29 protein-coding genes are annotated in these 25,485 nt (G+C 71.9%); 9 read left to right on the top strand and 20 right to left on the bottom strand.

Annotated features, from left to right (window positions below):
• Positions 1-5: 5 nt before the first annotated feature.
• The gene (locus ACA514_RS25090; RefSeq protein ID WP_375043660.1) at positions 6-1,439 is read right to left on the bottom strand and encodes a gamma-aminobutyraldehyde dehydrogenase; all 1,434 of its coding nucleotides are present in this window, start codon (positions 1,437-1,439) and stop codon (positions 6-8) included.
• Between the two features lie 164 nt (positions 1,440-1,603).
• Here ACA514_RS25090 and ACA514_RS25085 point away from each other — a divergent pair, with 164 nt between their 5' ends.
• Positions 1,604-2,095 (top strand): Lrp/AsnC family transcriptional regulator, encoded by a 492-nt coding sequence (locus ACA514_RS25085; RefSeq protein WP_344278800.1) that lies wholly within the window; start codon positions 1,604-1,606, stop codon positions 2,093-2,095.
• A 115-nt stretch (positions 2,096-2,210) separates the two neighbouring features.
• A complete protein-coding gene (locus tag ACA514_RS25080; protein ID WP_375043659.1) occupies positions 2,211-2,480 on the top strand; it encodes a DUF1778 domain-containing protein in 270 nt (89 codons plus the stop codon).
• A gap of 177 nt (positions 2,481-2,657) precedes the next feature.
• On the opposite strand, the gene ACA514_RS25075 is transcribed toward ACA514_RS25080, so the two are convergent.
• A complete protein-coding gene (locus tag ACA514_RS25075; protein ID WP_375043658.1) occupies positions 2,658-3,098 on the bottom strand; it encodes an HIT family protein in 441 nt (146 codons plus the stop codon).
• A 134-nt stretch (positions 3,099-3,232) separates the two neighbouring features.
• Between ACA514_RS25075 and ACA514_RS25070 the strand changes: the two genes are divergently transcribed.
• Both ACA514_RS25070 and ACA514_RS25065 read left to right on the top strand, forming a co-directional pair.
• On the top strand, positions 3,233-3,910 hold the full coding sequence (locus ACA514_RS25070; protein WP_375043657.1) for an ATP-binding cassette domain-containing protein: 678 nt from the start codon (positions 3,233-3,235) through the stop codon (positions 3,908-3,910).
• A 49-nt stretch (positions 3,911-3,959) separates the two neighbouring features.
• Positions 3,960-4,649, top strand: coding sequence for a hypothetical protein (locus ACA514_RS25065; protein WP_375043656.1), 690 nt, complete (start codon positions 3,960-3,962; stop codon positions 4,647-4,649).
• Between the two features lie 44 nt (positions 4,650-4,693).
• Here the strand turns inward: ACA514_RS25065 and ACA514_RS25060 are convergent, their stop codons facing one another.
• From ACA514_RS25060 to rlmN, 3 genes are all read right to left on the bottom strand, one after another.
• Positions 4,694-5,509 (bottom strand): DUF1963 domain-containing protein, encoded by an 816-nt coding sequence (locus tag ACA514_RS25060; RefSeq protein ID WP_375043655.1) that lies wholly within the window; start codon positions 5,507-5,509, stop codon positions 4,694-4,696.
• 117 nt (positions 5,510-5,626) lie between these two features.
• Positions 5,627-6,127 carry a DivIVA domain-containing protein gene (locus ACA514_RS25055; protein WP_375043654.1) on the bottom strand — a complete coding sequence of 167 codons (501 nt, stop codon included), beginning with the start codon at positions 6,125-6,127 and terminating at the stop codon, positions 5,627-5,629.
• A gap of 66 nt (positions 6,128-6,193) precedes the next feature.
• Positions 6,194-7,342: a 23S rRNA (adenine(2503)-C(2))-methyltransferase RlmN gene (gene rlmN / locus ACA514_RS25050; protein ID WP_344278779.1), complete on the bottom strand. Its 1,149-nt coding sequence runs from the start codon at positions 7,340-7,342 to the stop codon at positions 6,194-6,196.
• Positions 7,343-7,471: 129 nt separating this feature from the next.
• On the opposite strand from rlmN, the gene ACA514_RS25045 reads away from it, so the two are divergent.
• Complete coding sequence (locus tag ACA514_RS25045) at positions 7,472-8,617, top strand: suppressor of fused domain protein (RefSeq protein ID WP_375043653.1); 1,146 nt, start codon at positions 7,472-7,474, stop codon at positions 8,615-8,617.
• 10 nt (positions 8,618-8,627) lie between these two features.
• On the opposite strand, the gene ACA514_RS25040 is transcribed toward ACA514_RS25045, so the two are convergent.
• The 5 genes from ACA514_RS25040 to rpsB form a co-directional block, all read right to left on the bottom strand.
• Positions 8,628-9,653 carry a phosphatidate cytidylyltransferase gene (locus tag ACA514_RS25040; RefSeq protein ID WP_375043652.1) on the bottom strand — a complete coding sequence of 342 codons (1,026 nt, stop codon included), beginning with the start codon at positions 9,651-9,653 and terminating at the stop codon, positions 8,628-8,630.
• A 56-nt stretch (positions 9,654-9,709) separates the two neighbouring features.
• The gene (gene frr, locus ACA514_RS25035) at positions 9,710-10,267 is read right to left on the bottom strand and encodes a ribosome recycling factor (RefSeq protein ID WP_375043651.1); all 558 of its coding nucleotides are present in this window, start codon (positions 10,265-10,267) and stop codon (positions 9,710-9,712) included.
• 50 nt (positions 10,268-10,317) lie between these two features.
• Positions 10,318-11,019, bottom strand: coding sequence for a UMP kinase (gene pyrH / locus ACA514_RS25030; protein ID WP_344278829.1), 702 nt, complete (start codon positions 11,017-11,019; stop codon positions 10,318-10,320).
• Between the two features lie 134 nt (positions 11,020-11,153).
• Complete coding sequence (gene tsf / locus ACA514_RS25025; protein WP_375043650.1) at positions 11,154-11,990, bottom strand: translation elongation factor Ts; 837 nt, start codon at positions 11,988-11,990, stop codon at positions 11,154-11,156.
• Between the two features lie 82 nt (positions 11,991-12,072).
• A complete protein-coding gene (rpsB, locus tag ACA514_RS25020; protein ID WP_375043649.1) occupies positions 12,073-13,077 on the bottom strand; it encodes a 30S ribosomal protein S2 in 1,005 nt (334 codons plus the stop codon).
• A 400-nt stretch (positions 13,078-13,477) separates the two neighbouring features.
• Here rpsB and ACA514_RS25015 point away from each other — a divergent pair, with 400 nt between their 5' ends.
• Positions 13,478-14,194, top strand: coding sequence for a murein hydrolase activator EnvC family protein (locus ACA514_RS25015; RefSeq protein ID WP_375043648.1), 717 nt, complete (start codon positions 13,478-13,480; stop codon positions 14,192-14,194).
• 240 nt (positions 14,195-14,434) lie between these two features.
• On the opposite strand, the gene ACA514_RS25010 is transcribed toward ACA514_RS25015, so the two are convergent.
• On the bottom strand, positions 14,435-15,349 hold the full coding sequence (locus tag ACA514_RS25010) for a tyrosine recombinase XerC (protein WP_375043647.1): 915 nt from the start codon (positions 15,347-15,349) through the stop codon (positions 14,435-14,437).
• A gap of 153 nt (positions 15,350-15,502) precedes the next feature.
• On the opposite strand from ACA514_RS25010, the gene ACA514_RS25005 reads away from it, so the two are divergent.
• From ACA514_RS25005 to dprA, 3 genes are read left to right on the top strand one after another with little or no spacing between them, the layout of a single operon-like run.
• On the top strand, positions 15,503-15,856 hold the full coding sequence (locus ACA514_RS25005; protein WP_375043646.1) for a YraN family protein: 354 nt from the start codon (positions 15,503-15,505) through the stop codon (positions 15,854-15,856).
• The gene (locus tag ACA514_RS25000) at positions 15,857-17,410 is read left to right on the top strand and encodes a YifB family Mg chelatase-like AAA ATPase (protein WP_375043645.1); all 1,554 of its coding nucleotides are present in this window, start codon (positions 15,857-15,859) and stop codon (positions 17,408-17,410) included.
• Positions 17,407-18,561, top strand: a complete 1,155-nt coding sequence (gene dprA / locus ACA514_RS24995; protein WP_375043644.1) for a DNA-processing protein DprA — start codon at positions 17,407-17,409, stop codon at positions 18,559-18,561. Before ACA514_RS25000 ends, dprA begins: the two co-directional genes overlap by 4 nt.
• Positions 18,562-18,690: 129 nt before the next feature.
• On the opposite strand, the gene ACA514_RS24990 is transcribed toward dprA, so the two are convergent.
• From ACA514_RS24990 to ffh, 9 genes are all read right to left on the bottom strand, one after another.
• Positions 18,691-19,005 (bottom strand): DUF2469 domain-containing protein, encoded by a 315-nt coding sequence (locus tag ACA514_RS24990; RefSeq protein ID WP_375043643.1) that lies wholly within the window; start codon positions 19,003-19,005, stop codon positions 18,691-18,693.
• A complete protein-coding gene (locus ACA514_RS24985) occupies positions 19,002-19,730 on the bottom strand; it encodes a ribonuclease HII (protein ID WP_375043642.1) in 729 nt (242 codons plus the stop codon). Before ACA514_RS24985 ends, ACA514_RS24990 begins: the two co-directional genes overlap by 4 nt.
• 78 nt (positions 19,731-19,808) lie before the next feature.
• Positions 19,809-20,648: a signal peptidase I gene (lepB, locus tag ACA514_RS24980; protein WP_375043641.1), complete on the bottom strand. Its 840-nt coding sequence runs from the start codon at positions 20,646-20,648 to the stop codon at positions 19,809-19,811.
• 216 nt (positions 20,649-20,864) lie between these two features.
• A complete protein-coding gene (gene rplS, locus ACA514_RS24975; protein ID WP_067461562.1) occupies positions 20,865-21,215 on the bottom strand; it encodes a 50S ribosomal protein L19 in 351 nt (116 codons plus the stop codon).
• A gap of 114 nt (positions 21,216-21,329) precedes the next feature.
• Positions 21,330-22,112 carry a tRNA (guanosine(37)-N1)-methyltransferase TrmD gene (gene trmD, locus ACA514_RS24970; RefSeq protein ID WP_375043640.1) on the bottom strand — a complete coding sequence of 261 codons (783 nt, stop codon included), beginning with the start codon at positions 22,110-22,112 and terminating at the stop codon, positions 21,330-21,332.
• A complete protein-coding gene (gene rimM / locus ACA514_RS24965; RefSeq protein WP_375043639.1) occupies positions 22,109-22,621 on the bottom strand; it encodes a ribosome maturation factor RimM in 513 nt (170 codons plus the stop codon). Before rimM ends, trmD begins: the two co-directional genes overlap by 4 nt.
• Positions 22,622-22,779: 158 nt before the next feature.
• Complete coding sequence (locus ACA514_RS24960; protein WP_021598307.1) at positions 22,780-23,022, bottom strand: RNA-binding protein; 243 nt, start codon at positions 23,020-23,022, stop codon at positions 22,780-22,782.
• A gap of 1 nt (position 23,023) precedes the next feature.
• Positions 23,024-23,473, bottom strand: a complete 450-nt coding sequence (gene rpsP / locus ACA514_RS24955) for a 30S ribosomal protein S16 (RefSeq protein WP_375043638.1) — start codon at positions 23,471-23,473, stop codon at positions 23,024-23,026.
• Between the two features lie 371 nt (positions 23,474-23,844).
• Positions 23,845-25,425, bottom strand: coding sequence for a signal recognition particle protein (gene ffh, locus ACA514_RS24950; protein ID WP_375043637.1), 1,581 nt, complete (start codon positions 25,423-25,425; stop codon positions 23,845-23,847).
• Between the last annotated feature and the right edge of the window lie 60 nt (positions 25,426-25,485).

The following is a 25,485-nucleotide window of genomic DNA, read 5'->3' as shown; positions in this document are numbered from 1 at the left end:
GTCCGTCAGGCGCCGATGTAGTGCATGACGTGCTTGACGCGGGTGTAGTCCTCGATTCCGTACATCGACATGTCCTTGCCGTAGCCCGAGTGCTTGAAGCCCCCGTGCGGCATCTCCGAGACGAACGGGATGTGGGTGTTCACCCACACCGCCCCGAAGTCCAGTGCCTTGCTCATGCGCATCGCGCGCCCGTGGTTCTGCGTCCACACGCTGGCCGCCAGGCCGTACCGGACGCCGTTCGCCCACTCGATCGCCTGCGCCTCGTCGGAGAAGCGCTGGACGGTGATGACCGGGCCGAACACCTCGTTCTGCACGATCTCGTCGTCCTGGCGGAGCCCGCCGACGACCGTGGGCTCGAAGAAGTAGCCGGTGTCGCCGGACCGCGAACCGCCGGCCAGCACCTCCGCGTGCGCCGGGACCCGGTCGATGAAGCCCTGGACGCGCTCCAGCTGCGCGGCGCTGTTCACCGGGCCGTAGAAGGCGTCGGTGTTGCTCGGCGGGCCGACCACGGTGCCGCGCGCGGCCTCGGTGAGGGCGGCGGTGAACTCGTCGTGCAGCCGGTCCGCGACCAGCACCCGCGTCGCCGCGGTGCAGTCCTGCCCGGCGTTGAAGTAGCCGGCCTCGGCGATGCCCTGCGCCGCCGACTCCACGTCCGCGTCGTCGAACACCACGACGGGCGCCTTGCCGCCGAGCTCCAGGTGCACCTTCTTGAGGTCCTTCGCGGCGGCCGCGGCGACCTCCATGCCCGCCCGCACGCTGCCGGTGATCGACACCATCTGCGGCGTCGGGTGCTCCACCAGCGCGCGGCCGGTGTCGCGGTCGCCGCAGATCACGTTGAACACGCCCGGCGGCAGGAACTCCGCGGCGATCTCCGCCAGCATCAGCGTGCTGACCGGGGTCGTGTCCGACGGCTTGAGCACCACGGTGTTGCCCGTCGCCAGCGCCGGCCCGATCTTCCAGACCGCCATCATCATCGGGTAGTTCCACGGCGTCACCTGCGCGCAGACCCCGATCGGCTCGCGCCGGATGGACGAGGTGTGGTCCGCCAGGTACTCGCCGGTCGCCTTGCCCTCCAGGACCCGGGACGCCCCCGCGAAGAAGCGGAGGTTGTCCACCATCGGCGGCAGCTCCTCCTCCATGGTCAGCTGGACGGGCTTGCCGGTGTCGCGGCTCTCCGCCTCGACCAGCTCGCGCCCCCGCGCCTCGACCGCGTCCGCGAACCGGAGCATCGCCAGGCTGCGCTCGCCGGGCGTCGCGTCCCGCCAGGCGGGGAACGCCTCCGCGGCGGCGCGGAACGCGGCGTCGACGTCCTCGGCGCCGGACACCGGCGCCTGCGCGTACGCCTCGCCGGTGCTGGGGTCGACCACCTCCAGCGTCCGCCCGTCCTTGGCGTCCACGTATTCGCCACCGATAAAGTTGCGCAGCCGTTCGCCGCTCATCTCGTTCCTTCCTGGGCGCCGCCGCCCGAACTGTCCTGTTGGCCTGACCCTGACAGAGGTTCTCGACCAACACAAGTGATTCCGTTGTTACGATCCAGTTTCACGACTGATTCACTTGGTCCAACCGCCTCACACCCTCGATGCCGCAGCTAGGAGTACCTACGATGACGGAGGAGCGCCCTCCCGCCCGCCGGGGGCCGGCCCGGCCGGCCGTCCAGCTCGACGCGACCGCCAAGCAGATCATCGAGCAGCTCCAGCAGGACGGCCGCCGCTCCTACGCCGCCATCGGGAAGGCCGTCGGGCTGTCCGAGGCCGCCGTCCGGCAGCGGGTGCAGAAGCTCCTCGACGCCGGCGTCATGCAGATCGTCGGCGTGACCGACCCGCTGATGCTCGGCTTCTCCCGGCAGATGATGATCGGCGTCAAGTGCGAGGGCGACCTGGAGACGATCGCCGACGAGCTCGCCGCCCTCGACGAGATCGACTACGTCGTCATCGCCGCCGGCTCGTTCGACATCCTGCTCGAGCTGGTCTGCGAGGACGACGAGCGGCTGCTGGAGCTGCTCGGCCGGATCCGGGCCGTCCGCGGAGTCGTCTCGACCGAGAGCTTCGTCTACCTCAAGCTGCGGAAACAGACCTACTCCTGGGGCACCCGCTGAGGCCGCGCGCCGCCGTCCGCCATCGCCCGCCATCCGTCGATTCTCGTCCCGATTGAGGATGTCCCGGCAACCCCTCCCGGCGTACTTTGAGATGCCGCAAGGAAGGAGACCGGCCATGTCTGAGTCGGTCCGCCAGGACCTTCCCGCCTCCGAAGCCGACGACCACATCGTCCTGAGCACATCCGCCGAGCAGCTCCTCGCCATCCGCAAGGCCGCCGAACTGATCGGCTGGAACGTCGCCGACTACGTCCTGTCCGCCGCTCTCGACCGCGCCGAACGCGACCTCTACGAGCACGCCGCCGCCGTCCGCGCCGCCACCCCGGACACACCACCCGACACCGCGCCGGCCGAACCCTACGTGGCCCTCCTCCTAGCCCTGCCCTGACCGCGCCCGCTTCCCGCCCCGCACGCGGGACGTCTGACCACGCCCCGCGTGCGGCCCGAAGCCCCCCACCTCGCGCGCGGCCCGAAGCCCCCGCACCACGTGCGGCCCGAAGCCCCTGCACCTCGCGTGCGGCCCGAGGCCCCCATCGCACCGCTCCCAGCCCGAGCCGGCTCCACTTCAGGCCGGCTCACGGAGGCCGGTGGCGAGGCGGGTGGCGTAGTCGGCGGCTTCGGTGTCGGAGTCGTACTTCTGGCGCGGCCAGAAGAATCCCCTCAGGCCGTCCTTGCGGTTGCGGGGGACGACGTGGACGTGCACGTGCGGGACGCTCTGGCTGATGCGGTTGTTCATGGCCACGAATGATCCGGCCGCGCCCAGCACCGACTCCATGGCCGCGGCGAGCCGCTGCGCGTGCCCGAAGAACGGCCCGAGCAGTTCGGCGGGCAGGTCCGGCAGGGTCTCGTAGTGCGTCCGCGGCACCAGCAGGGTGTGCCCCTTGAAGAGCGGCCGGGTGTCGAGGAACGCCAGCGCGTCCGGGACGTCGAGGACGATGTGCGCGGGACGCTCCCCTTTCACGATCTCGCAGAAGACGCAGGTCCTGCCGGACGCGGAGTCAGCCATGCGCGGCATTCTGCCGCCCCCGGCCCGCCCGCGCAGCCTCCTCCCTAACGGCGTGCTTAGGTTTCCGCCGCTACCCTTCGTGTCCTATGCGGCTCGACGATGTCGCCTTCCGCTATCACCGGAGGGGTCCCTGGGTGCTCAGGGACGTCACGCTCTCCCTCCCGGCGGGCAGCGTCACCGAGGTGACCGGCCGGAACGGGGCAGGCAAGTCCACGCTCCTTCGCCTCATCGCCGGTCTGCGCACGCCCCGCAGGGGTGCGGTGCGGGACCGGCCGAGCCGGGTCGGGTACGCGCCCGAGCGCTTCCCGGTGGACCAGCCCTTCACGGTCCGCGCCTACCTCGCCCACATGGCCGCCATCAGGCGGGTACCCGAGGACGTGATCGGGACGTGGGCCGGACGTCTCGGTTTCGAGCACCTCCTCGATGTGCGGTTGCTGGAGCTGTCCAAGGGCAGCGCGCAGAAGGTCGGGCTGGCCCAGGCGCTCATGGGCGATCCGGGGCTCCTGATCCTGGACGAGCCCTTCGCCGGCCTGGACACCGCGACCCGCGACACCCTGCCGGAACTGATCGCCGGTCGCGCCGCCGACGGCGCCACCGTGGTCATCAGCGACCACCAGCGCTGCATCGAAGCCCTTCCGGGCATCGGCCGGCTCCAGGTCTCGGGCGGCACCGTGACCCGCCTCGCCCCCGGCGAGGACCCTGACACGCCGAGGGTCACGGTGCTCGAGGTCGTGGTGCCCGAGAACGACGCCGACACCGTGGAGACCAAGCTCCGTGCCGACGGCTACACCGTCCGGAGACCCGGCCCATGACCACCTCGTGCAGCAGGACCGCCGCACTCGCCGACCGCGCGGAGGATCGATGATCGCGCTCGCGCGGTTCCAGGTGGCGGGGTACGTGCGTTCGCTGCGCGTCCTGCATCCGGTGATCGTCGTCGCGCTGGTCATAGTGCTCGTGCTGCTCCAAGGACCGAGCGGCCCGGAGCGCACCGCGCTGGCCGTCGGCGCCTTCGGGGACGTGGCGGCGTTCATGTTCCCGGTGTGGGCCTGGACGGCGCGTGCCCTGCTGGACACGCAGCCGGACGAGCAGCGGGCGCTGTCGGCCACGGCGGCACGCCACCGTTGGACGCCCACGTGGGCCGGCCTGCTCGCCGCCTACACGGTGAACCTCTGCCTGGGCGCCGTCGTCTTGGCAGTTCCTCTCGTGCAGGCGCTGCTCGTGGAGGCGCCGGGGCGATCGATCCTGGCCGGGTGCGCGCTGAGCGTGCCGGTCGCACTCGCGGGCACGCTGCTCGGCGCCTGGACAAGCCGGGCGGTCATCCCAGACCCCGGAGCGTCGCTTCTGGCGCTGCTGGGCGGCGCGACGGCCGTACTGCTGCTGGGCCTCGGCCGGCTGTCCTGGCTCTCCGTGCCGATGATCGAGTGGCTGCGGTCCGCGCACGACGGCCCCGACACCTTCATCTCGGACTTCCCCGGTCTCGTGCTCCATCTCGCCCTCTGGTCGGCCGTCGTCTGCACGGCGTACGTGATCACCATCCGTCTCCGTCGCTGATCCCTCCCCGCACCGGCGACCGGGATGGACGGCCCTCCGGGATGTCAGGCCGCTTGGACGGTCAGCCATGCCCGCTCCAAAGGGTCGTCCCGGCGAGAGCAGAAGTAGACGCGGCCCGGGTCGCCCCAGTACCAGCCGAGGCGGTGATCGGAGTCGAGCTGGAGCAGAAGGCGCCAGTCGTCCACGGCCGCCTGCTCGTCCGGTGACAGCTCCGGGGTTTCGAGGGTCTCGAGCGGGCGGCCCGTGGAGGCGTACAGGCAGTCCGGACCGATCGGCCGCTGGACGAGGTCGGGCCACCCGCCCAGCTGGTGCGCGGGCATTGCCTGCGTGGACCAGACCGCGTGCAACTGCTCGTACTCCGCCAGGAAACCGCGGTGGACCCGTTCGAGGCGTCGTATGACCGCCTCCTGCGGTGACGGCAGGGACAGGAACGGGGCTGCGCGCAAGTCCGCCGGTGGGTAGGACAGGGCGCCGGGCGGTGGTTCGGCGCGGTGCAGATCACCGGTGAAAACGCGCCAGCCGTCCCGCTGGCCGGACGCGTCGCCCCACGGGCGCGGCGTGCCGCTCGCGTAGTAGAAGGCGGCGGTGCCGCCACGAGGGATCCCGGGGATCTCTCCCCAGGCGGTGAGTTCGGTGAAGTCGACGGCGCCGAGGAAGTCCAGCGGGCGGCCCCTCCAGACCGGCCAGGCCGTGGCGGCGGGCAGCACCGGGGCGCCGCCGAGCGTGACCGGGACCTCCCCGGCGGCGCCGAGCCGCACCGCAGGCCGGGCCAGGGACAGCAGGGCCGAGATGATCTCGGTGGTGAACAGCAGGCCGAGGAAGGAGCCCAGCCGCCGGCGTTGCGCGTCGAAGTCGTCCATGCCCCGAAGCCTGCTGCGCCCCGGTCCCGGTCACCACCCCGCGGCGAAAATGTGGATAACTCCGCGGCGGGGCGCGGCGTCAACGGTCGGGCGCGGCGTCAGCGGCCTGGCGCGGCGTCAGCGGCCTTCGAGGGCACCGGCGAGCTGGGTGAGGAACCGGTCGACCTCCTGCTCGTCGTAGCCCGGTCCCAGCCGGACGACGCGGAACGCGCTCTCCCGGACGTCGCGGGCCGTCACCGGCGGCGCCACGCCGCGCAGCCCGGAGACGACGCGGTCGAGGAACGCGTCGACGTCCCGGACGTCGTACCCGCCGCGCACGCCCGAGCCGGCGAACCGGGCGTTCTGGATCCAGTTGATCAGCCATCCGGGGTTGGCCCGTGGGCGGCCGGGACGCTCGGCGATCGGCGCCTTGCTCTGCAGTTCCCTGATGCACTCCCGCACCAGCTCGTCCACCGCCCGGCGGTCGTAGCCGCGCAAGACGACGTCGAAGCGCACCGTCCGCACCTCGTCGGCCGACACCGGGGGCCCGCCGTTCAGCGCGCCCGAGATCCGCTCGAGGAGACCGTCCACCTGGGTCCGGTCGTAGCCTCGCAACGCCACCGGCAGCCGCGTGCTCATCAGCGCCACCGTGCTCCTCAACCCTCGTGCCCGCGCCCGCGGGGCCCAGGGGCGCCGCCGGCGCGCTCAGTCCTTCGTCGCCGCGGCCAGCTGCCCGCAGGCCCCGTCGATCTCCCTGCCCCGAGTGTCGCGCACCGTGACCGGGACCCCGTGGGCCTCCAGGCGGCGGACGAACTCGCGCTCGTCCTCCGGCCGCGAGGCGGTCCACTTGGACCCCGGCGTCGGATTCAACGGGATCAGATTGACGTGTACGAGGTGGCCGCGCAAGAGCCTGCCGAGAAGATCGGCCCGCCAGGCCTGGTCGTTGACGTCCTTGATGAGGGCGTACTCGATCGAGATGCGGCGCCCGCTGCGCTCGGCGTAGGCCCACGCGGCGTCCAGGACCTCGGCGACCTTCCACCGGTTGTTGATCGGGACGAGGTCGTCGCGCAGCTCGTCATCAGGGGCGTGCAAGGACACCGCGAGCCGCACCGACATGTCCTCAGCCGCGAGCTTCTCGATGGCCGGGACCAGGCCGACCGTGGAAACCGTGACCGAACGCTGGGAGATCCCCAGACCGGCGGGTGCCGGGTCGGTAATGCGGCGTACCGCGCCGATAACGGCCTTGTAGTTCGCGAGCGGCTCCCCCATGCCCATGAAGACGATGTTGGAGACGCGCCCGGGCCCACCGGGGATCCGCCCGCGCGCCATTGCGCGCGCACCCGCCGCGACCTGTTCCACTATCTCGGCCGTGGAGAGGTTACGGGTGAGACCCGCCTGCCCCGTGGCGCAGAACGGGCAGTTCATGCCGCAGCCGGCCTGGGACGAGACGCACATCGTGGCCCTGTCCGGGTAGCGCATCAGCACCGACTCGAACAGGACGCCGTCGAACGCCTTCCAGACCGTCTTCAGCGTCCTGCCGCCGTCGCAGTCCAGCTCGCGCACCGGGGTGAGCAGGGAGGGCAGCAGCTCGGACACGAGCCGGTCCCGCACGGCCGCCGGCAGATCGGTCATCTTCGCCGGATCGTCGACGAGGCGGGCGAAGTAGTGCCGCGACAGCTGGTCGGCCCGGAAGGGCTTCTCGCCCAGTTCCGCGACCGCCTCGCGGCGCTCGGCCTGCGTGAGGTCGGCCAGGTGCCGGGGCGGCTTGCCGCGCCGCGGTGCGGCGAAGACGAGCTTCGCCGGGGTCTTCTTGGGCGCGGCGCCCGCGGTGGCGGGCTCGGTGGTGGCAGACATGGTGCTTCCAGTGTCGCAAACACCTGCCGATGCCTCGTCCGCGCGCGGTGCCCAATCCTTTTCCGCGCGACCGTCCCGCGGGTTGCGACATCGCTGCACATGACCTTGTCTGCGACTAAGGTCTCGATCATGTCGGTTTTGCGTAGGGGCACCGCATCGCCCAGGGGCCCCGCCGCCACGATCGTGCACGCCGAGGCCAGCCCGTACGGCAGCCGCAGGCTCGTCGTCGAGTCCGACGGCGCGGTGACCGTGGCCTACCTGCGGGACGCGCGGGACTCGGTGATCGGCGCGGTCTGGGTCGCCAACCACCGCACGGCCCCGGCCTCGCTGGACCGGCCGCGGCTGGAGGCGGGCAGCGCGCCGCTCCTGCCGGAATCGCACGTCGCCCATCCGCAGGGGCGCGAGGCGCTGGACGGCTCCACCCTGGAGGTGGTGTGGTTCGAGGAGGGCGACGGCGTCGCCGTCCTGGAGGCCGGCGACCCGTTGTTCGTGATCCCGGGATGGTCGGACATGGCCCGCGGCATCCCCGGCTACGCGCGCGACGCCACGGCGCAGAGCCCGTTCGCCTTCCCCATCGACGAGGAGATCGCGGAGTTCGGCCCGCGCATCGAGCGGGCCCGCGAGCACTGGAAGATGTGCCGCGCCGACGGCTCGTGGGCGCAGTTCCAGCAGTCCGTCCTCGGCCACCTGCTGCAGCGCCTCGGCCCGGGTGGCCACTACTGGCACGACGTGGGGCGCCAGCTCTCGGGAGGCCGCACGTCCCCGTCCCCCACCGTCGGGGTGACGGAGCGCCCTGCGCGCGGCGACCGCGACTTCACCATCCTCAGCTCGGTCGGGATGAGCCGCCAGCGGATGCCCACCGTGGAGCTGTACGAGGACGACGTCGCTCCCTACGCCCGCATAGAGCTCGCCGTGGCGAGCACCCTTCAGAGCCAGCGTGCGGGAAGCATCTTCCCGTGGCTCGCCCAGTACCCGTGGCGGTCGGTGACATGGTTCGCGCCAGGCGACGTGGTGAAGTGGTACCACGAGGCCCGCACGTTCCCTCTCGGCAACGATGAGGGCGAGTGGGAAGGGGTGCTCCTCCTGGAGGACCCGGGCCGGCTGAATGGTCCGGCCGTGCCCGCCCTCACCGGACTGTCCGTGGACGGCGATCCCGTCCGGTGGCTGTGGCTCGTCCCCATCACCGGCGAGGAGCACCGCTACGCCAAGAGCGAGGGCTCGGACGCGCTCATCCGGCGCCTGGCGCAGCAGGGCCGCTCCTGGATCGTCTCCTAGCGCCCTACGTCTAGCTGGGGACGAACAGCTCCAGCAGGAGCCACACCACGGGAGCCGTCGCGACCAGCGAGTCGAGGCGGTCCATGACCCCGCCGTGGCCCGGCAGGAGCGTCCCCATGTCCTTGATGCCGAGGTCCCGCTTGACCATCGACTCGATGAGGTCGCCGCCGGTCGCGGTCACCACGGCGGCGAGGCCGACCAGCGCGCCCTGCCAGGCGTGGCCGCCGTCCAGCAGCCACCACACCAGCCAGCCGCCGACGATCATGCAGGTGATCGCGGAGCCGGTGACGCCCTCCCACGTCTTCTTCGGACTGATCGTGGGGGCGAGCTTGTGCCTGCCGAGGAACGTGCCGGCGAAGTAGCCGCCGATGTCGCTGGCGACCGTGGTGGCGATGAAGATGACGGTGCGGTCGTCCCCGTCGCCCGGCTTCATGAGGAGGGCGACGATCCCGCCCATCAGCACCAGGTACCCGGCCACGAACGAGCCGGCGGTGACGTCCCTGACGTAGCCGTCCGCGCCCTCCGCCATCCGGATCAGCAGCAGGGACAGCACGGTGAGCGACACGGCCGCGACCGTGGCCGTCGGCCCCCACACGTACGAGACGACCGGTGTGGCCACCATTCCCGTGGCCAGCGGGATGAAGGGGACCCTGACGCCGCGCGACTTGAACGCGTCCGTCAGCTCCCGCATGCCGAGGAACAGGAAGACCACCATCACGGCAAGGAAGATCGCCTTGACCGTGTACAGGGACAGCAGCACCAGGGCGCCCAGCGCGACGCCCACTCCGATGGCCATCGGCAGGTTCCGGCCGGTCCTGCTTTCACGCCCGGCAGCGGACGCGTCGTCCGGCGAGCCCTCCGGGGGGTCCGCGGGCGGCTCCTCCGCGGTTTCCGGGCGCGCGTCCGGAGCGGCCGTCGCTCCCGAGGGCACGGCGTCCGCGGCGTCGTCGTCGGCGGCGGCGGCGTTCTCGGCAGGGGCGTCCGGCGCCTCGCCGGAGGGCGAGTCCAGAGCTTCTCCCGGGGGTGGGCCGGGCATGTCGACCTCCGGCTCATCCGGGGAGCCCGCGGGCCCCCCGGCGTCGTCGAGTCCCATCACACTTCGAGCAGTTCGGCCTTCTTGTGCTCGAGCAGCTCGTCGATCTGCGCCACGTACCTGTGCGTGGTGTCGTCGAGCTCCTTCTCCGCACGCCGCACCTCGTCCTCGCCGACCTCGCCGTCCTTGGCGAGCTTGTCGAGGGTGTCCTTGGCGCGCCGCCGGATGTTGCGGATGGAGATCTTGCTGTCCTCGGCCTTGGTGCCGGCGACCTTGATGAAGTCCCTGCGGCGCTCCTCCGACAGGTCGGGGAAGACCACCCGGATGACGTTGCCGTCGTTGGTGGGGTTGACGCCGAGGTCGCTGTCCCGGATCGCCCTCTCCACCGCCTGCATGGAGGACTTGTCGAAGACCTGGACGATGACCATCCGCGGCTCCGGCAGCGTGAACGACGCCAGCTGGTTGACCGGCGTCGGCGTGCCGTAGTACTCCGCGGTGATCTTGTTGAACATGGCGGGGGTGACGCGGCCGGTGCGGATGGCCTGGAAGTCCTCCTTGGCGACCGCGACCGCCTTCTCCATCTTCTCCTCGGCTTCGAGGAGGGTCTCGTCGATCACTGTGACTCCCATGTCATCTGGTCGGCCCTGCACCGCGTTCCGGGCCGCGGTCAGCCCTGTGCCGGGCTGACCAGCGTGCCGATCTTCTCACCCCGGACGGCCCGGACGATGTTGCCCTGCCCCATGAGGTCGAAGACCACGATGGGGAGCGCGTTGTCCATGCAGAGACTGATGGCCGTGGCGTCCATGACCTTCAGACCCCGCTGTAGAACCTCACCGTAATCCAATCGGTCGAACTTGACCGCCTCTGGACTCTTACGGGGATCCGCGTCGTAGACGCCGTCCACCTGAGTGGCCTTCAGGACGGCCTCCGCACCGATCTCCAGCGCGCGCTGCGCGGCGGTGGTGTCGGTGGAGAAGAACGGCTGCCCGAGCCCCGCGCCGAAGATGACGACCCGGCCCTTCTCCAGGTGCCGGATCGCCCGCCGCGGAATGTACGGCTCGGCCACCTGGCTCATGGTGATGGCGGTCTGCACCCGGGTGTCGAGCCCGAGCTTCTCCAGGAAGTCCTGCAGCGCCAGGCAGTTGATGACGGTCCCGATCATGCCCATGTAGTCGGCGCGGCCGCGGTCCATGCCGCGCTCGGCCATGACGGCGCCGCGGAACATGTTCCCGCCGCCGCACACCACCGCGACCTGCACGCCGTCGCGGACGGCCTCGGAGATGGCCTCCGCCACGTGCTGCACGACCTCGGGGTCGATGCCGAGCGGGTCGCCTCCGGCGAACGCCTCGCCCGAGAGCTTCAGCAGCACCCGCTTCCAGCCCGCGCGCGGCGCGTGCCGCCCGGACGACGAGGCCGCCGTCGCGCTAGTGGTGGTCTTCTCCGGCACGTCGGCGGCCTCCTCGTTGCGTCGCTGAATCTCGGGTCCCCGTCTCCAGAGTGCCCCTACGCCTGCCCGACCTTGAACCGGGCGAAGCGCACGACCTTCACGCCGGCCTCGTCGAGGACCTTCGCGATGGTCTTCTTGCCGTCCTTCACGAACGCCTGCTCCAGCAGCACGAAGTCGCGGAAGTAGGCGTTCACCCGGCCCTCGACGATCTTCGGGATGGCCTGCTCGGGCTTGCCCTCGTCGCGGGTGAGCTGCTCGGCGAGCGCCCGCTCCTTCTCGACCGTCTCGGCCGGGATCTCCTCGCGGTCGAGGTACTTGGGGGCCATCGCCGCGATCTGCTGGGCGACGTCCTTGGCGACCTCGGGGTTCTCCTTGTCCAGCTCGACCAGCACGCCGGTGGTCGGCGGCAGGGACGGGTCGGACTTGTGCAGGTAGCTGGCCACGTAGGCGCCCTGGAAGTGGGCGAAGCGGCGCAGCTCCAGCTTCTCGCCGATCTTGGCGCTGTTCTCCTCGATCAGGGCCTGGACGGTCGTGCCGGGCTCGATCTCGGCGCCGAGCAGCGCCGCCGCGTCCGCCGCGCCGCTGCCCGCCGCGAACTGGACCAGCCGGTCCGCCAGCTCGATGAACTGGGCGTTCTTGGCGACGAAGTCGGTCTCGCAGTTCAGCTCCAGCAGCGAGCCGTCGCCCGAGCCGTTGAAGTGCTCGGCGACCAGGCCGTTGGCCGCGGTGCGCTCGGCGCGCTTGCCGACGTCCTTGGCGCCCTTGAGGCGCAGCAGCTCGGTGGCCTTCTCGAAGTCGCCGTCCGCCTCGGTGAGGGCGTTCTTTACGGCCATCATGCCGGAGCCGGTCAGCTCGCGAAGCCGCTTGACGTCAGCGGCGGTGAAGTTCGCCATCGCTCTCTTCGCTTCTCTCGTCGTTGGTCGTGGACCCGCGACGGTCCCGGCGGCGTCCTCGCGACGCCGCCGGGACCGGGGATCAAGCCTGCTGGCCCTCGGCGGGGGTCTCGGCCGGAGCCTCGGTGCCCTCCGCCGCCTCGGCGGGAGCCTCGGCCGGGGCCTCGGCGGACGCCTCTGGGGCCTCGGCGGGGGCCTCGGGGGTCTCGGCGGAGGCCTCGGCGGGCGCCTCGGGAGTCTCGGCGGACGCCTCGGCGGCGGGCTCCTCCGCCGGAGCGGCGGCGGCCTCGGCCTGCTTGTTCTCCAGCAGCTCGCGCTCCCACTCGGCCAGCGGCTCGGCGGCACCGGAGGCGGCGCCCTCGGCGGGCTTCTCGTCGCCGCCGGACGCGGCGCCCGCGCGCGCGAGGAGGCCGTCGGCCACGGAGTCGGCGACGACGCGGGTCAGCAGGCTGACGCTGCGGATGGCGTCGTCGTTGCCCGGGACCGGGTAGTCGACCTCGTCGGGGTCGCAGTTGGTGTCGAGGATCGCCACGACCGGGATGCCGAGCTTCTTGGCCTCGTTGACCGCGATGTGCTCCTTCTTGGTGTCCACGATCCAGATGGCGCTCGGAACCTTCGCCATGTCGCGGATACCGCCGAGGGTGCGCTCCAGCTTGTCCTTCTCGCGGCGCAGGCCGAGCAGCTCCTTCTTGGTCATCCCGGAGCCGGCCACGTCGTCGTAGTTGATCTCCTCCAGCTCCTTGAGCCGGGTGAGCCGCTTGTGGACGGTGGAGAAGTTGGTCAGCATGCCGCCCAGCCAGCGCTGGTTCACGTAGGGCATGCCGACGCGGGTGGCCTGCTCGGCGATGGACTCCTGAGCCTGCTTCTTCGTGCCGACGAACAGGATCGTGCCGCCGTGGGCGACCGTGGCCTTGACGAACTCGTAGGCCCGGTCGATGTAGGACAGCGACTGCTGCAGGTCGATGATGTAGATGCCGTTGCGCTCGGTGAGGATGAAGCGCTTCATCTTCGGGTTCCACCGGCGGGTCTGGTGGCCGAAGTGGACGCCGCTCTCCAGGAGCTGCCGCATGGTGACGACGGGTGCCATTGCCCGTGTTCTCCTTCTCTGGCCCTGACGGGCCGCATTTGGTTGTCGCCCTGCGTCCGGGCATCGCCCCACCGTCGCCGGAGCGACGGACCGAGGGGCGGCGCCCCACCATGTGTCTTCGGTGGCATGCGGACGCGTGAAATCAGCCGCCGGGATGACCCCGTACGGCTGTGATCCGGAACGTTCCCCGGATCCGTGACCTCTCCGCTCGCTCGGAGCGGCTTCACGCCTCCCCGCCGGACGGCGGATCGGCGACGGCCTGGCCCTGGCCGGTGTCCTTCCGGGCACGACTACAGATTATCAGGGCGCGGACGCGCCCGTGAATCAACGGACCGAGCGGTTATCCACAGTTCGCGCACCTTCTCGACGGACCGGCCCGCCGGGCGGCAGGCTCGCTGCCATGACGTTCCTCACACTGCTCCTCACCTGCGTGATCACCGCTGGATCCCCGGGGGTGAACGCCTGGCGATGGCCCCTGGGGCCGCCCGCTCCGCGGGTGCTGCGCGCCTTCTCCCCGCCGGCCGTCCCGTGGGGCCCCGGCCACCGCGGGGTCGACCTCGCGGCACGTCCCGGCGAGCCGGTCTACGCCGCCGGTGCCGGGCGCGTGTCCTACGCCGGTCGCCTGGCCGGACGAGGCGTCGTCGCCGTCGACCACGGACCGCTGCGCACGACGTACCTGCCCGTCCGCCCCAGTGTCCATGCCGGACGCCAGGTGGCCATGGGCTCCCCGATCGGCGTCCTCGAGGGCGGTCGCTCCCACTGCCCGGCCTCCTGCCTGCACTGGGGCCTGCGCAAGGGGCGCGTCTACCTTGATCCGCTGAGCCTGGTCAGGCGGGACGTGCGGCTCCTCCCGCGGTGGCCGCACGCGGCGCCGTCCCGGGAGCACGAACGCCACGCCCCGCCCGAGCGGCCGCCCGAACCGGCCATGACCCTCCGCGACGCGACGACGGCCACCGGAGGCGCCGTCACGGGTCTGCTCCTCGCCTACTCCGTGTCGTTCGCCTGGCGCCGCACCCGGACCCGTGTCCGCGCCCGCCGTCCGCCGCCCGGCGTGATCGACCTCGCCCACGAGCGCCGCCTGCGCCGCACCCCGCAACGCCGCCAAGAACGCACGTAGCCACCCCGCTACCGGCCTGACGCCCCGCCCTGCATGCCAGGAGCCTCACCCCCCCCGCAGGCCGGGAGCCTTACCCGCGTGCTTGGGCCTCACCCCGCGTGGAACGTCACCCCCGCACGAGGGGCCACCCCGCATGAGGGGCCACCCCGCATGGGGAGGCCACCCCGCATGGGAGGTCACCTCGCATGCGGGAGAGCCTGCGGCCACCGGAATCCGCAGCGGCTGGGAGGGCTGGGGGGCTCAGGGGCCTTGGTCGTCTCGGGCGGCGCGGGGGTGGGCCTGGCGGTGGACCTGCTTGAGGCGTTCGGCCGAGACGTGGGTGTAGAGCTGGGTGGTCTGCAGGGAGGCGTGGCCGAGGATCTCCTGGACGCTGCGGAGGTCCGCGCCGCCCTCCAGCAGGTGCGTTGCGGCGGTGTGCCGGAGTCCGTGGGGGCTGAGATCGGGCATCCGGCCCGCTTCGGAGATCCGGGAATGGACGATCCGGCGGGCGCTCGTCGGATGGAGGCGGCCACCGCGGGCGCCGAGGAACAGCGCCGGGCCGCTGTTCCCGGTCGCCACCGCCGGGCGGCCCGCTCTGAGCCAGTCCTGGACGGCGCGCAGGGCCGGTTCGCCGACGGGGACGGTGCGCTCGCGGTCCCCCTTGCCCAGAACGCGTATCGTCCGGCGGCCGGTGTCCACATCGTCGACGTCGAGCCCGCACAGTTCACTGACTCGTACACCCGTCCCGTAGAGGACCTCTAGGACGGCCAGGTCGCGCAACCCCATCGGGCCTTCGGCGTCCATTGTGTCGAGAAGGCGCGCCGCGTCGTCCTGATTGAGCACACCGGGAAGGTCGCGACGTTTCTTCGGCGTGCCCAGCAGGAGGCCGGGATCGTCCTGCAGAAGGCCGCGCCGGTGAAGGTGATGGGTGAACGCGCGTACCGCCGCCGTCCGGCGGGCGAGGGTGGCGCGCGCCCGCCCGAGGGCGTGTTGGCGGGCCAACCAGGCGCGCAGGAGCGACACGTCCAGCTCGGCCGGGTCCGTGACCCCGACGGCGGCCGCGTAGGCGCACAGGTCCGTCAGGTCTCCGAGGTAGGCGCGCAGCGTGTGCGGCGAGACGCCGCGTTCGGCGCGCAGGTGCCGTCCGAATTCCTCCACGGCCTCGTTCAGATCCACAAGGCCACGCTGCGGCACCCGCCGTCCCGAAGCAAGCACCAAAAGACCGTTTTCGTCGAATCACCGCAATTGCCGAGGGGTTTTCCACAGAACGACGTTCGCCTATTCCGCGGATCGCGGATCCGGCAGCGTCGGAGGCCGGAGGTGAGGCACATGAAAGCCCACATCGAACTGGGCCGGCGCGGGGAGGACGCGGCGGCCGCCTATCTGGCCGGGCTCGGCTGGAAGGTCCTCGACCGCAACTGGCGCTGCCCCGAAGGGGAGCTCGACATCGTGGCCCACGACGGCCGCGCCCACGTCGTCTGCGAGGTGAAGACGCGCCGCTCGGCGCTGTTCGGCGACCCGCTGGAGGCGATCACCACGGCCAAGTCCGCGCGGTTACGGCGGCTGGCCTGGCGGTGGGCCGCCGCGCACGGCGTGAGCGGCAGCACCGTCCGGGTGGACGTGCTCGGCCTGGTCGTCGAAGGGGACGGCTTCTCGATCGATCACCTGAAGGAGGTGTGCTGAATGACGCTCGCCAAGACCCGTTCGGTCTCCCTGGTCGGGATGGACGGCTTCGTCGTGGACGTCGAGGCGGCCCTCACCAGCGGGGTGCCGGGCCTGCACCTGGTCGGGCTGCCCGACACCGCGCTCAGCGAGGCCCGCGACCGCGTCCGCGCGGCGATCTTCAACTCCGGCGAGGATTGGCCCAACCGCCATGTGACCGTGTCGCTGTTCCCCGCGAGCATGCCGAAGAAGGGGTCGATCTTCGATGTCGCCATAGCCGTAGCGCTGCTCGCGGCGGCCGAGGTCGTCCCCGCGCGGTCCTGCGCGGGGCTGGTGCTGATCGGCGAGCTCGGCCTCGACGGCAGGCTCCGGCCCATCCAGGGCGTGCTGCCCGCGGTGCTGGCCGCCGCGAACTACGGCTGCCGCACGGTCGTCGTGCCGCGGGCCAACGCCGCCGAGGCGGAGCTGGTGCCGGGCGTGGACGTGGTCTCCGCGGCGACGCTGCGCGGCCTGCTGTGCATCCTGCGGGACGAGCCGCCGCCCATCGAGGAGACCGAGCCCGACGACGCCTCGGTGGCGGTGGAGGGGCCGGCGGTCCGGCGGACCGACGCCCCCGCCGATCTCGACCTGGCCGACGTCCGGGGCCAGGCGGAGGCCAGGCGGGCCCTGGAGATCAGCGCCGCGGGCGGCCACCATCTCTACTTCAGCGGCCCGCCGGGCTGCGGCAAGACCATGCTGGCCGAGCGGCTGCCGACGCTGATGCCGCCGCTGGAGCCCGACTCCGCGCTGGAGGTCACCGCCATCCACTCCGTCGCGGGGACGCTCCCGCCCGGGCAGCCGCTGATCACCCAGCCCCCGTTCCACGCGCCGCACCACACCGCCAGCCGGGCGTCCATGGTCGGCGGCGGATCGGGCCGGGTGCTGCAACCGGGCGCCGTCTCCCTCGCCCACCGCGGCATCCTCTTCCTCGACGAGGCGCCCGAGTTCATGGGGGGCACCCTCGACGCCCTCCGCCAGCCGCTCGAGGCGGGCGAGGTGCGGATCAGCCGGGCCGAGGGCACCGCGCGCTTCCCCGCGCGCTTCACCCTGGTCCTCGCGGCCAATCCGTGCCCCTGCGCGGCGGCCAAGCAGGTCGACTGCTCCTGCGCCCCCGGGGTGCGCCGCAAGTACGGCACCCGGGTCACCGGGCCGCTCCTCGACCGCATCGACCTCAAACTGGAGCTGGCGCCCGCGACCAGGGCCGAGCTGCGGTACGACCTGGAGTTCGCCGAAGCCAGCAAGGTGGTCGCCGAGCGCGTTCTGCTCGCCAGGGAGCGGACGCTGAAACGCCTGACCGGCACTCCGTGGAGATCGAACTCCGAGATCCCCGGGCCGGAGCTGCGCCGCCGCTTCACCCCGGGTCAGGACGCGATGCGCATGGCGGACGAGTCGCTGCAACGGGGCATCCTCAGCGCACGCGGCCTCGACCGCGTGCTGCGCGTCGCGTGGACGATCGCCGATCTCTCCGGTCACGACGAGCCCGACGCGGACGACATCGGCGGCGCCCTGGCGCTCTGGCACGCGGGGCGGTCATGACCATGATCCCCATGACGCCGGAGCGGACCGCCCGCGCCACGCTCACGGCCGTCGCGGAGCCCGGGGACGCGTTCCTCAACCGCCTCATCGGCCACTGCGGCCCCGAGGGAGCGCTCGACGCGATCCGGTCCGGGACCGTCCCTCCCGATCTTCCCGCCGCTCCGAAGGAGGTCCAGCGGCTGGAACACTGGCGCATCCGGCTGGCCGCCGCCGAACCCGACCGGGATCTGGCCGTCTGCGCGCGGTTCGGCGGGCGCCTCGTTTGCCCGGACGAGCCGGAATGGCCCACCACCCTGGACGACCTCGGCGGCGAGCGCCCCTACGCGCTCTGGCTCCGCGGCCCCGAGGACCTGCGGCACGCCTGCCTGCGGTCGGTCGCCATGGTCGGCTCCCGCGCCGCCTCCCCGTACGGGCGGCGGATGGCCTCCGACCTCGCCTCCGAACTCGCAGACGACGGCTGGACGGTGGTCTCCGGAGGCGCGCTCGGCATCGACGCCGCCGCCCATCGCGGCTCCCTGGCCGCCGACGGGCGCACGGTGGCGGTTCTCGCCAACGGCGTGGACGTCCCCTATCCGGCCTCCAACGAGGGCATGTTCGCCGAGATGGCGCGCCGGTCCCTGCTGGTGAGCGAGTCGCCGCCGGGCACCCATCCGCACCGGCTGCGCTTCCTGGTCCGCAACCGGGTGATCGCCGCCCTGTCCCGCGGCTCGGTGATCGTCGAGGCGGAGGCCCGCAGCGGTGCGCTCAACACCGCCGCGTGGGCGCGCCGGCTCGGCCGCGTCGTGATGGCGATGCCCGGGCCGGTCACCTCCAGGTCATCGGTCGGCTGCCATCAGCTGCTACGGCAGGAGGGCACCGTCCTGGTCAGCCGCACCGAGGAGATCGTCGAGGCCGTCGGCCGGCTGGGCGCCGACCTGGCTCCGCCGCCGCGGACGCCCGTTCTCCCCCGCGACCGGCTGGAACCGGTGACCCGCGCCGTCCTGGAGTCCTTCCCGGCACGGGGCGCGACCGGTCCGGCCGCCCTGGCCGTCAAGGCCGGAATGGACCTGACCACCGTCAACGCCAAGCTCGGCCTGCTGGCGGCGTCCGGCTTCATCGAACGCGCCGCCAGCGGCTGGCGGCTCGCCAGATCCGCCAAGTCGCCCCATTGACCTGCGAAACCCCGGCGAACAGGAGCGGACATGCCCGAAACCGAACACCGCGCGGCTCCCCCACGGCCGCGGCGAGCGAGACCGCATCCGAGGGCCGCGTCCCGAGGGCCGCCCGCGGGCGGCCGGACATCACTGATCGGAGGGGAGTTCGAACTCGCTCTTCGCCAGTTCCTCGATGTTGACGTCCTTGAACGTGACGACACGCACGTTCTTGACGAAGCGGGCAGGGCGGTACATGTCCCACACCCAGGCGTCCTGCATCGTGACCTCGAAGAACGTCTCGCCGTTGTCGACGCCCCGCACCTGCAGGTCGACCGAGTTGGTGAGGTAGAACCGGCGCTCGGTCTCGACGACGTAGGTGAACAGCCCGACGACGTCGCGGTACTCGCGATAGAGCTGCAGCTCCATCTCGGTCTCGTACTTCTCGAGATCCTCGGCGCTCACACGCGTGCCCCTTCCGTACGGCCCTCGCCGGGGACCTCCCCTTCGGTCTCCTCCCCCAAGGCCACTTCCCCATTGTTACGCAAGGCACGCCCGACATTGACGTAGGAGAACCGATGCTCCGGACAGGGCCCGTGCTCGGCCAGGGCCGCGCCGTGCGCTCGCGTCACGTATCCCTTGTGCACGTCGAAGCCGTACTCGGGGTAGCGCCGGTGGAGATCCACCATGATGCGGTCCCTGGTGACCTTCGCGACGATGGAGGCGGCCGCCACGCACGCGGCGACCTGGTCGCCCTTGATCACCGCCAGCCCCGGAGCCTCCAGCCCCGGCACCGGGAAGCCGTCGCTGAGCACATAGGCGGGACGGGTGTCCAGGGCCGCCAGGGCCCGCCGCATCCCCGCGACGTTGCAGCGATGCAGCCCGATCCGGTCGATGTCATGGCAGGGGATGATCACCGCGCTCCACGCGCGCGCCCGCCCGGTGATATCGGCGTACAGCTCCTCGCGGCGCGCCGGGGTCAGCATCTTCGAGTCGGTGAGCCCCTCGATGCGGCCGCCGCGCCCACCCTGAAGGATCACGGCGCCGACGACCAGCGGCCCGGCGCAGGCTCCGCGGCCCGCCTCGTCGACGCCCGCCACGGGGCTGAACCCGGCGTGCTCCAACGCGCGCTCGTAGGCGTGGAGGCCCGCGTCACGGCGCGGCGTGAAGCGAAGCGGACGACCCTTCATGCCCCGCAGCGTACGTCCCCCCGATACCCCGCCGCCCCCCGAACCCCACTCTTCCGGGCATGCGGGCGGGCGGCCGGGTCACCTGCGCCGGCGCCTGCGCCGGAGGTAGGCGATGGGGAGCGTGCCGACGACGCCCAGGGCCACGGGGGTCTCCGGAGCGCCCATGGAGGCGGTCTTGAAGCCCGCCTGCTTGAAGGTGTCCGGGATCGGGAGCGAGTCGATGCGGTTCAGCGGCCAGACGATGACGAAGGCGCGGCCGATGACGCGGTCGGTGGGGATGGTGCCGCCGCCGGGGTCGCCGCGGTGCGAGCGGGAGTCGTAGGACAGGTCCCGGTGGTCGCCCATGACCCAGAGCTGGCCCTTCCGCACGTAGGCGTCGAAGGGCTCGTTGGACGGCTTGTTCTGCTCGTGGGTCACCGGGTCGGTGTAGAGGTAGGACTTCTCCTCCAGCGGGACGCCGTTGACCGTGATGCGGCCCTGGGCGTCGCAGCAGTGCACGTGGTCGCCGGGGACGCCGATGACGCGCTTGATGTAGTCCTTCTCGTTCGGCGCCACGCCGAAGGCGGTGCCGACGGCGCGCAGCGCCTTGGAGAAGGGGTTCGTCGGCTTGGCGATGTGGGTCTCGGGGTCCCACGAGTCGAGGCCGTTGAAGACGACGACGTCCCCGCGGCGGATGTCGCGGGTGTGGTAGACGATCTTGTTGACCAGGACCCGGTCACCGATCTGGAGGGTGTTCTGCATGGACCCGGACGGGATGTAGAACGCCTGCACCGCGAACGCCTTGATGACGAGGGCGAGGACGACCGCGACGACGATCAGGATGGGCAGTTCCTTCCAGAACGACCCCTGCTTCTTCTTTTTCGCCTTGCCGTCGTCCTCGGCGGAGTCGTCGTCGGCCGTCTCCTCTGCGGAGGTCACGGTCTCCTCTTCATCGGGCACCGCGCCCTCGGCTTCGGATCGCACGTCTCTCCGATCGTCCTCTTCTGCCATCAGGGACAAAGCCTAGCGGCGGCGGGCCCCGCGCACCGGTCGGCTGGGCGTGTCGCCCTGCGCCCCGACCGTCGTATCAGCCCGAAACGGGCAACGCCCCGGGCACCGCGACGGGTTCCCGGGGCGTCGGCCGACGCCGCGCGATCAGAAGTCGCGCTTCTCCTTGATGCGGGCGGCCTTGCCCCGCAGGTTGCGCAGGTAGTAGAGCTTGGCGCGGCGCACGTCGCCGCGGGTGACGACCTCGATCTTGTCGATCGACGGGCTGTTCAGCGGGAACGTCCGCTCGACGCCGACGCTGTAGCTGACCTTGCGGACGGTGAAGGTCTCGCGGGCGCCGCCGCCCTGCCGCCGGATCACCACGCCCTGGAAGACCTGGATACGGCTCCGGTTGCCTTCGGTGACGCGCACGTGCACCTTCAGCGTGTCGCCCGGACGGAAGTCCGGGACGTCGGCGCGCATGGCGGCCTTCTCGATCTCCTGGATCAGGGTGTGCATCGCAGCGGTTCCTCTGGGTCGAACGCGGGCGTCGAGAGGCCCCATGGGACATGGGTGGGGGCGTCGCGCCGCGGAGAGTGGTCTTCGTGCCGCGCGTACGAGCGCACGGACGCCTCAGTCTGCCATATCTTCGGCGTCAACCGGAAAACCGGCCTCCCGCAGCACTCGGCGATCATGCTCGTCGAGGGCGCCGGAGGCCAGGCGGGGCAGCAGTTCGGGACGGTGCCGGGCGGTGCGGCGCAGCGCCTCGTCGCGGCGCCAGCGGGCGATCGCGCCGTGGTGGCCGGACAGCAGGACGTCCGGGACGGCGCGGTCCCGCCAGACGGGCGGCTTGGTGTAGACGGGGCCCTCCACCAGGGACTCCATCGCGCCGGGGGCGAAGGAGTCGTCGGCCACGGAGTCGGCGTTGCCGAGGACGCCCGGCAGCAGCCGCCCGACCGCCTCGACCATGACCAGCACGGCGACCTCGCCGCCGGCGAGGACGAAGTCGCCGAGGCTGACCTCGTCCACGGGCATGCGGGCGCGGGCCTCCTCGGCGACGCGGGAGTCGATGCCCTCGTAGCGGCCGCAGGCGAACAGCAGCCACGGCTCGGCGGCGTACGCCGTGGCGAGCGCCTGGGTGAACGGCCGGCCGCTGGGCGTCGGGATGACCAGGCGGGGCGCCGAACCGGGTGGCGCGATGGCGTCGAGTGCCTCACCCCAGGGTTCGGGTTTCATCACCATGCCGGGACCCCCGCCGTACGGGGTGTCGTCCACCGTGCGGTGCCGGTCGTGCGTCCAGCCGCGCAGGTCGTGCACGTGCACGTCGAGCAGCCCGGCACGGCGCGCCTTGCCCAGCAGGGAGATCTCCAGCGGGGCGAAGTACTCCGGGAAGATCGTGACGATGTCGAGTTTCATGATCCGTCGAGCAGTCCGGGGGGCGGGTCGATCACGAGCCGGCCTCCGGGGACGTCCACCTCGGGGACGAGCGCGGCGACGAACGGGACGAGGATCTCGCCCTCCGGGCCGCGGACGACCAGCAGGTCCTGGCCGTGGTGCAGGATGTCGGCGACCTCGCCGACCGCGGCGCCGCCGGCGGTGACGACGGCGAGCCCGATCAGCTGCTGGTCGTGGTACTCGTCCGGGTGGGCGGACGGGGGGATGTCACCGGAGTCGACGACCAGCCAGGTGCCGCGGAGGTCCTCCGCGGCGTCGCGGTCGTCGACTCCGGAGAAGCGCAGGAGCAGGCGGCCCGAGTGCCACCGGGCGCGCTCGACGGTGAGCGGGCCGGCGGACACGGGATCGGTCGCGATCCGCGCGCCTACGGCGAATCGGCCACCGGGATCATCGGTGCGGACGTCGATGGTGACCTCGCCGCGGATCCCGTGCGGGCGTCCGATCCGTCCGACGACGAGCGGCTCGCTCATCGGCCCCGCCGGACCCGGCCGCCCCGGAGGGAGGCGGCGAAGGGGCCGGGAAGCGCGACGAGCCGCGGGCCCGTCGGAGAGCCGCCCTCGGCGGTGGCCGTCAAGGCGGCCGCCGCCGAGGCGAGCGGGCCCCGGCATACGCGATGCCAGGGGCTCACTCAGCGGACCTCGTTGACGTCGAGCAGGTCCACGCGCACGTAACGGCCCCCGGAGAGGGCGCTGATCACGGTGCGCAGGGCCTTGGCGGTACGACCGCTGCGGCCGATGACCTTACCGAGGTCCTCGGGGTGCACGCGCACCTCCAGGACCCGGCCGCCCCTGATCCGCCGGGCGCGGACCCGGACGTCGTCCGGGTTCTCCACGATCCCGCGGACCAGGTGCTCGAGCGCTTCTTCGAGCACGTCAGCCCTCGCTCTTGGCTTCGTCGGTCTCGGTGGCCTTCGCCTCGGACTTCCTCGGCTCGGCCTTCTTCCTGGCGCGGGTGGCGGTGCCCTCGGCGGCGTCGTCGCCCATGGACTCCTTGACGGCGGCCTCGAAGGCGGCCTTCCGGTCGGCCTTGGGCTCGGCGACCCTGAGGGTCCCCTCGGCACCGGGCTCGCCCTTGAACTTCTGCCAGTCGCCGGTGATCTTCAGCAGGTTGAGCACGGGCTCGGTCGGCTGCGCGCCGACGCCGAGCCAGTACTGCGCGCGCTCGGAGTCGATCTGGATGAGCGACGGCTCCTGCTTGGGCTGGTAGAGCCCGATCTCCTCGATGGCCCGCCCGTCACGCTTGGTGCGGGCGTCGGCGACGACGATCCGGTACTGCGGGTTCCGGATCTTCCCCAGACGCTTGAGCTTGATCTTGACTGCCACGGGTGTGGTGTACTCCAGACTTCATTACGGGTGGGCGGCCCGTGCCAGGTGGGGAACACCGGCTCACCGCCGCCCGATGGACTCCGGCCGCGCAGGACGAGAGAGGGCGCCTCGCGAGTCCGGGTTTCCAGCCTGTCATTCTGCCAGATCGACACCGTGAACGCGCAATCGGCGGACGCCGTGTTGCCCGCCCGGCCACGCCTTCTCCCAGCCCCACGCACGCCCGCCGCGCCCCCAGGCGCCGCCCCGCTGTGGTGCCTGGGGTGCTGCGGGTCGGCGTACGGCGCCGTGGGGCGGGCGCTGTTGTGTCTGTGGTGCCGGTCGGCGGCTGGGGGTTTCTCGGCTTGCGTGGGGCGTTGCGGTGGGGCGGGTTACTTGTTCTTGCGGTTCTGGAGCTTGCCCAGGTCGGGCATCTGGAAGCCGGGCGGGAGTTGGCCGCCGAGGCCCGGGGGCAGGCCGCCGCCGGGGCCGCCGAGGCCGGGCGGCAGGCCCTTCGGCATGCCGTCGGCCGCGGGCTGCTGCTCCTGCGGGCGCTTGCCGCCGCCGGCGCGCTTGCGCGGGTCGCCGCTGCGCTGCTTGCCCTTCTTGTTCTTGGCCTTGGCCGCCTTGACGGCCTTGCGGCGGCCGCCGGGCATGCCGGGCAGCCCCATGCCGCCGGCCATCTGCCGCATCATCTTCTGCGCGTCGAAGAACCGGGTGACCAGGCTGCTGACCTCGCCGACGGAGACGCCGGAGCCCTTGGCGATGCGGGCCCGCCGGGAACCGTTGATGATCTTCGGCTCGGAGCGCTCCCGCGGGGTCATGGAGCGGATGATCGCGGCGATCCGGTCCAGGTCCTTGTCGTCGATCTGGCTGATCTGGTCGCGGACCTGCCCCATGCCGGGCATCATCCCGAGCAGGTTGCCGATCGGCCCGAGCTTGCGGATCATCATCATCTGCTCGAGGAAGTCCTCGAGGGTGAAGTCCTCGCCCGAGGCGAACTTGCTGCTCATCCGCTCGGCCTGCTCGGCGTCGAACGCCTGCTCGGCCTGCTCGATCAGGGTGAGGATGTCGCCCATGTCGAGGATCCGGCCGGCCATCCGGTCCGGGTGGAAGACGCTGAAGTCCTCGAGCTTCTCGCCGGTCGAGGCGAACATGATCGGGCGCCCGGTGATGTGCCGCACCGACAGCGCGGCGCCGCCGCGGGCGTCGCCGTCGAGCTTGGTCAGCACGACGCCGTCGAAGCCGACGCCGTCCATGAACGCCTGGGCGGTGTTGACGGCGTCCTGGCCGACCATGGCGTCGACGACGAACAGCACGTCGTCGGGCTCGACGGCGTCGCGGATGTCGATGGCCTGCTGCATCATCTCGGCGTCGATGCCGAGGCGGCCGGCGGTGTCGATGACGACGACGTCGTGCAGGGCGTGCCGGGCCTGGTCGAGGGAGCGGCGCGCCACGTCCACGGGGTCGCCGACGCCGCTGCCGGGCTCGGGCGCGAACACCGGGACGCCGGCGCGCTCGCCGACGACCTGGAGCTGCTGGACGGCGTTCGGGCGCTGCAGGTCGGCCGCGACCAGCATCGGCGTGTGGCCCTCGGCCTTGAGGTGCCGGGCCAGCTTGCCGGCGAGGGTGGTCTTGCCCGCGCCCTGGAGGCCGGCGAGCATGATCACGGTCGGCGGGGTCTTGGCGAACCGGATCCGCCGGGTCTCGCCGCCGAGGATGTTGATGAGCTCCTCGTTGACGATCTTGACGACCTGCTGCGCCGGGTTCAGCGCCTGCGAGACCTCCGCGCCGCGCGCCCGCTCCTTGACCTGCGCGATGAAGTCCTTGACGACGGGCAGCGCGACGTCTGCCTCGAGCAGCGCGATGCGGATCTCGCGGGCCGTCGCGTTGATGTCGGCCTCGGAGAGCCGGCCCTTGCTGCGCAGCGACGAGAAGACCGTCGTCAACCGGTCGGAGAGCGTCTCGAACACGTGTCTGGACCGTCCTTGGAAAGCTTCAGGGATCGCCTATCAGCGTATAGGGTCGCGGGC

It is taken from the genome of Actinomadura sp. NTSP31 (assembly GCF_041951385.1).
Classification (GTDB): Bacteria; Actinomycetota; Actinomycetes; order Streptosporangiales; family Streptosporangiaceae; genus Spirillospora; species Spirillospora napierensis.
The sequence above is the reverse complement of the archived record's forward strand: the minus strand, read 5'-3'. Positions and strand labels throughout refer to the sequence as shown.

Bases quoted from the DNA above. Each gene is read 5' to 3' on its own strand.
- ACA514_RS25090 (WP_375043660.1), bottom strand. From the start codon at position 1,439: ATGAGCGGCGAACGGCTGCGCAACTTTATCGGTGGCGAATACGTGGAC.
- ACA514_RS25085 (WP_344278800.1), top strand. From the start codon at position 1,604: ATGACGGAGGAGCGCCCTCCCGCCCGCCGGGGGCCGGCCCGGCCGGCC.
- ACA514_RS25080 (WP_375043659.1), top strand. From the start codon at position 2,211: ATGTCTGAGTCGGTCCGCCAGGACCTTCCCGCCTCCGAAGCCGACGAC.
- ACA514_RS25075 (WP_375043658.1), bottom strand. From the start codon at position 3,098: ATGGCTGACTCCGCGTCCGGCAGGACCTGCGTCTTCTGCGAGATCGTG.
- ACA514_RS25065 (WP_375043656.1), top strand. From the start codon at position 3,960: ATGATCGCGCTCGCGCGGTTCCAGGTGGCGGGGTACGTGCGTTCGCTG.
- ACA514_RS25060 (WP_375043655.1), bottom strand. From the start codon at position 5,509: ATGGACGACTTCGACGCGCAACGCCGGCGGCTGGGCTCCTTCCTCGGC.
- ACA514_RS25055 (WP_375043654.1), bottom strand. From the start codon at position 6,127: ATGAGCACGCGGCTGCCGGTGGCGTTGCGAGGCTACGACCGGACCCAG.
- rlmN (WP_344278779.1), bottom strand. From the start codon at position 7,342: ATGTCTGCCACCACCGAGCCCGCCACCGCGGGCGCCGCGCCCAAGAAG.
- ACA514_RS25045 (WP_375043653.1), top strand. From the start codon at position 7,472: ATGTCGGTTTTGCGTAGGGGCACCGCATCGCCCAGGGGCCCCGCCGCC.
- ACA514_RS25040 (WP_375043652.1), bottom strand. From the start codon at position 9,653: ATGCCCGGCCCACCCCCGGGAGAAGCTCTGGACTCGCCCTCCGGCGAG.
- tsf (WP_375043650.1), bottom strand. From the start codon at position 11,990: ATGGCGAACTTCACCGCCGCTGACGTCAAGCGGCTTCGCGAGCTGACC.
- rpsB (WP_375043649.1), bottom strand. From the start codon at position 13,077: ATGGCACCCGTCGTCACCATGCGGCAGCTCCTGGAGAGCGGCGTCCAC.
- ACA514_RS25015 (WP_375043648.1), top strand. From the start codon at position 13,478: ATGACGTTCCTCACACTGCTCCTCACCTGCGTGATCACCGCTGGATCC.
- ACA514_RS25005 (WP_375043646.1), top strand. From the start codon at position 15,503: ATGAAAGCCCACATCGAACTGGGCCGGCGCGGGGAGGACGCGGCGGCC.
- ACA514_RS25000 (WP_375043645.1), top strand. From the start codon at position 15,857: ATGACGCTCGCCAAGACCCGTTCGGTCTCCCTGGTCGGGATGGACGGC.
- dprA (WP_375043644.1), top strand. From the start codon at position 17,407: ATGACCATGATCCCCATGACGCCGGAGCGGACCGCCCGCGCCACGCTC.
- ACA514_RS24985 (WP_375043642.1), bottom strand. From the start codon at position 19,730: ATGAAGGGTCGTCCGCTTCGCTTCACGCCGCGCCGTGACGCGGGCCTC.
- rplS (WP_067461562.1), bottom strand. From the start codon at position 21,215: ATGCACACCCTGATCCAGGAGATCGAGAAGGCCGCCATGCGCGCCGAC.
- trmD (WP_375043640.1), bottom strand. From the start codon at position 22,112: ATGAAACTCGACATCGTCACGATCTTCCCGGAGTACTTCGCCCCGCTG.
- rimM (WP_375043639.1), bottom strand. From the start codon at position 22,621: ATGAGCGAGCCGCTCGTCGTCGGACGGATCGGACGCCCGCACGGGATC.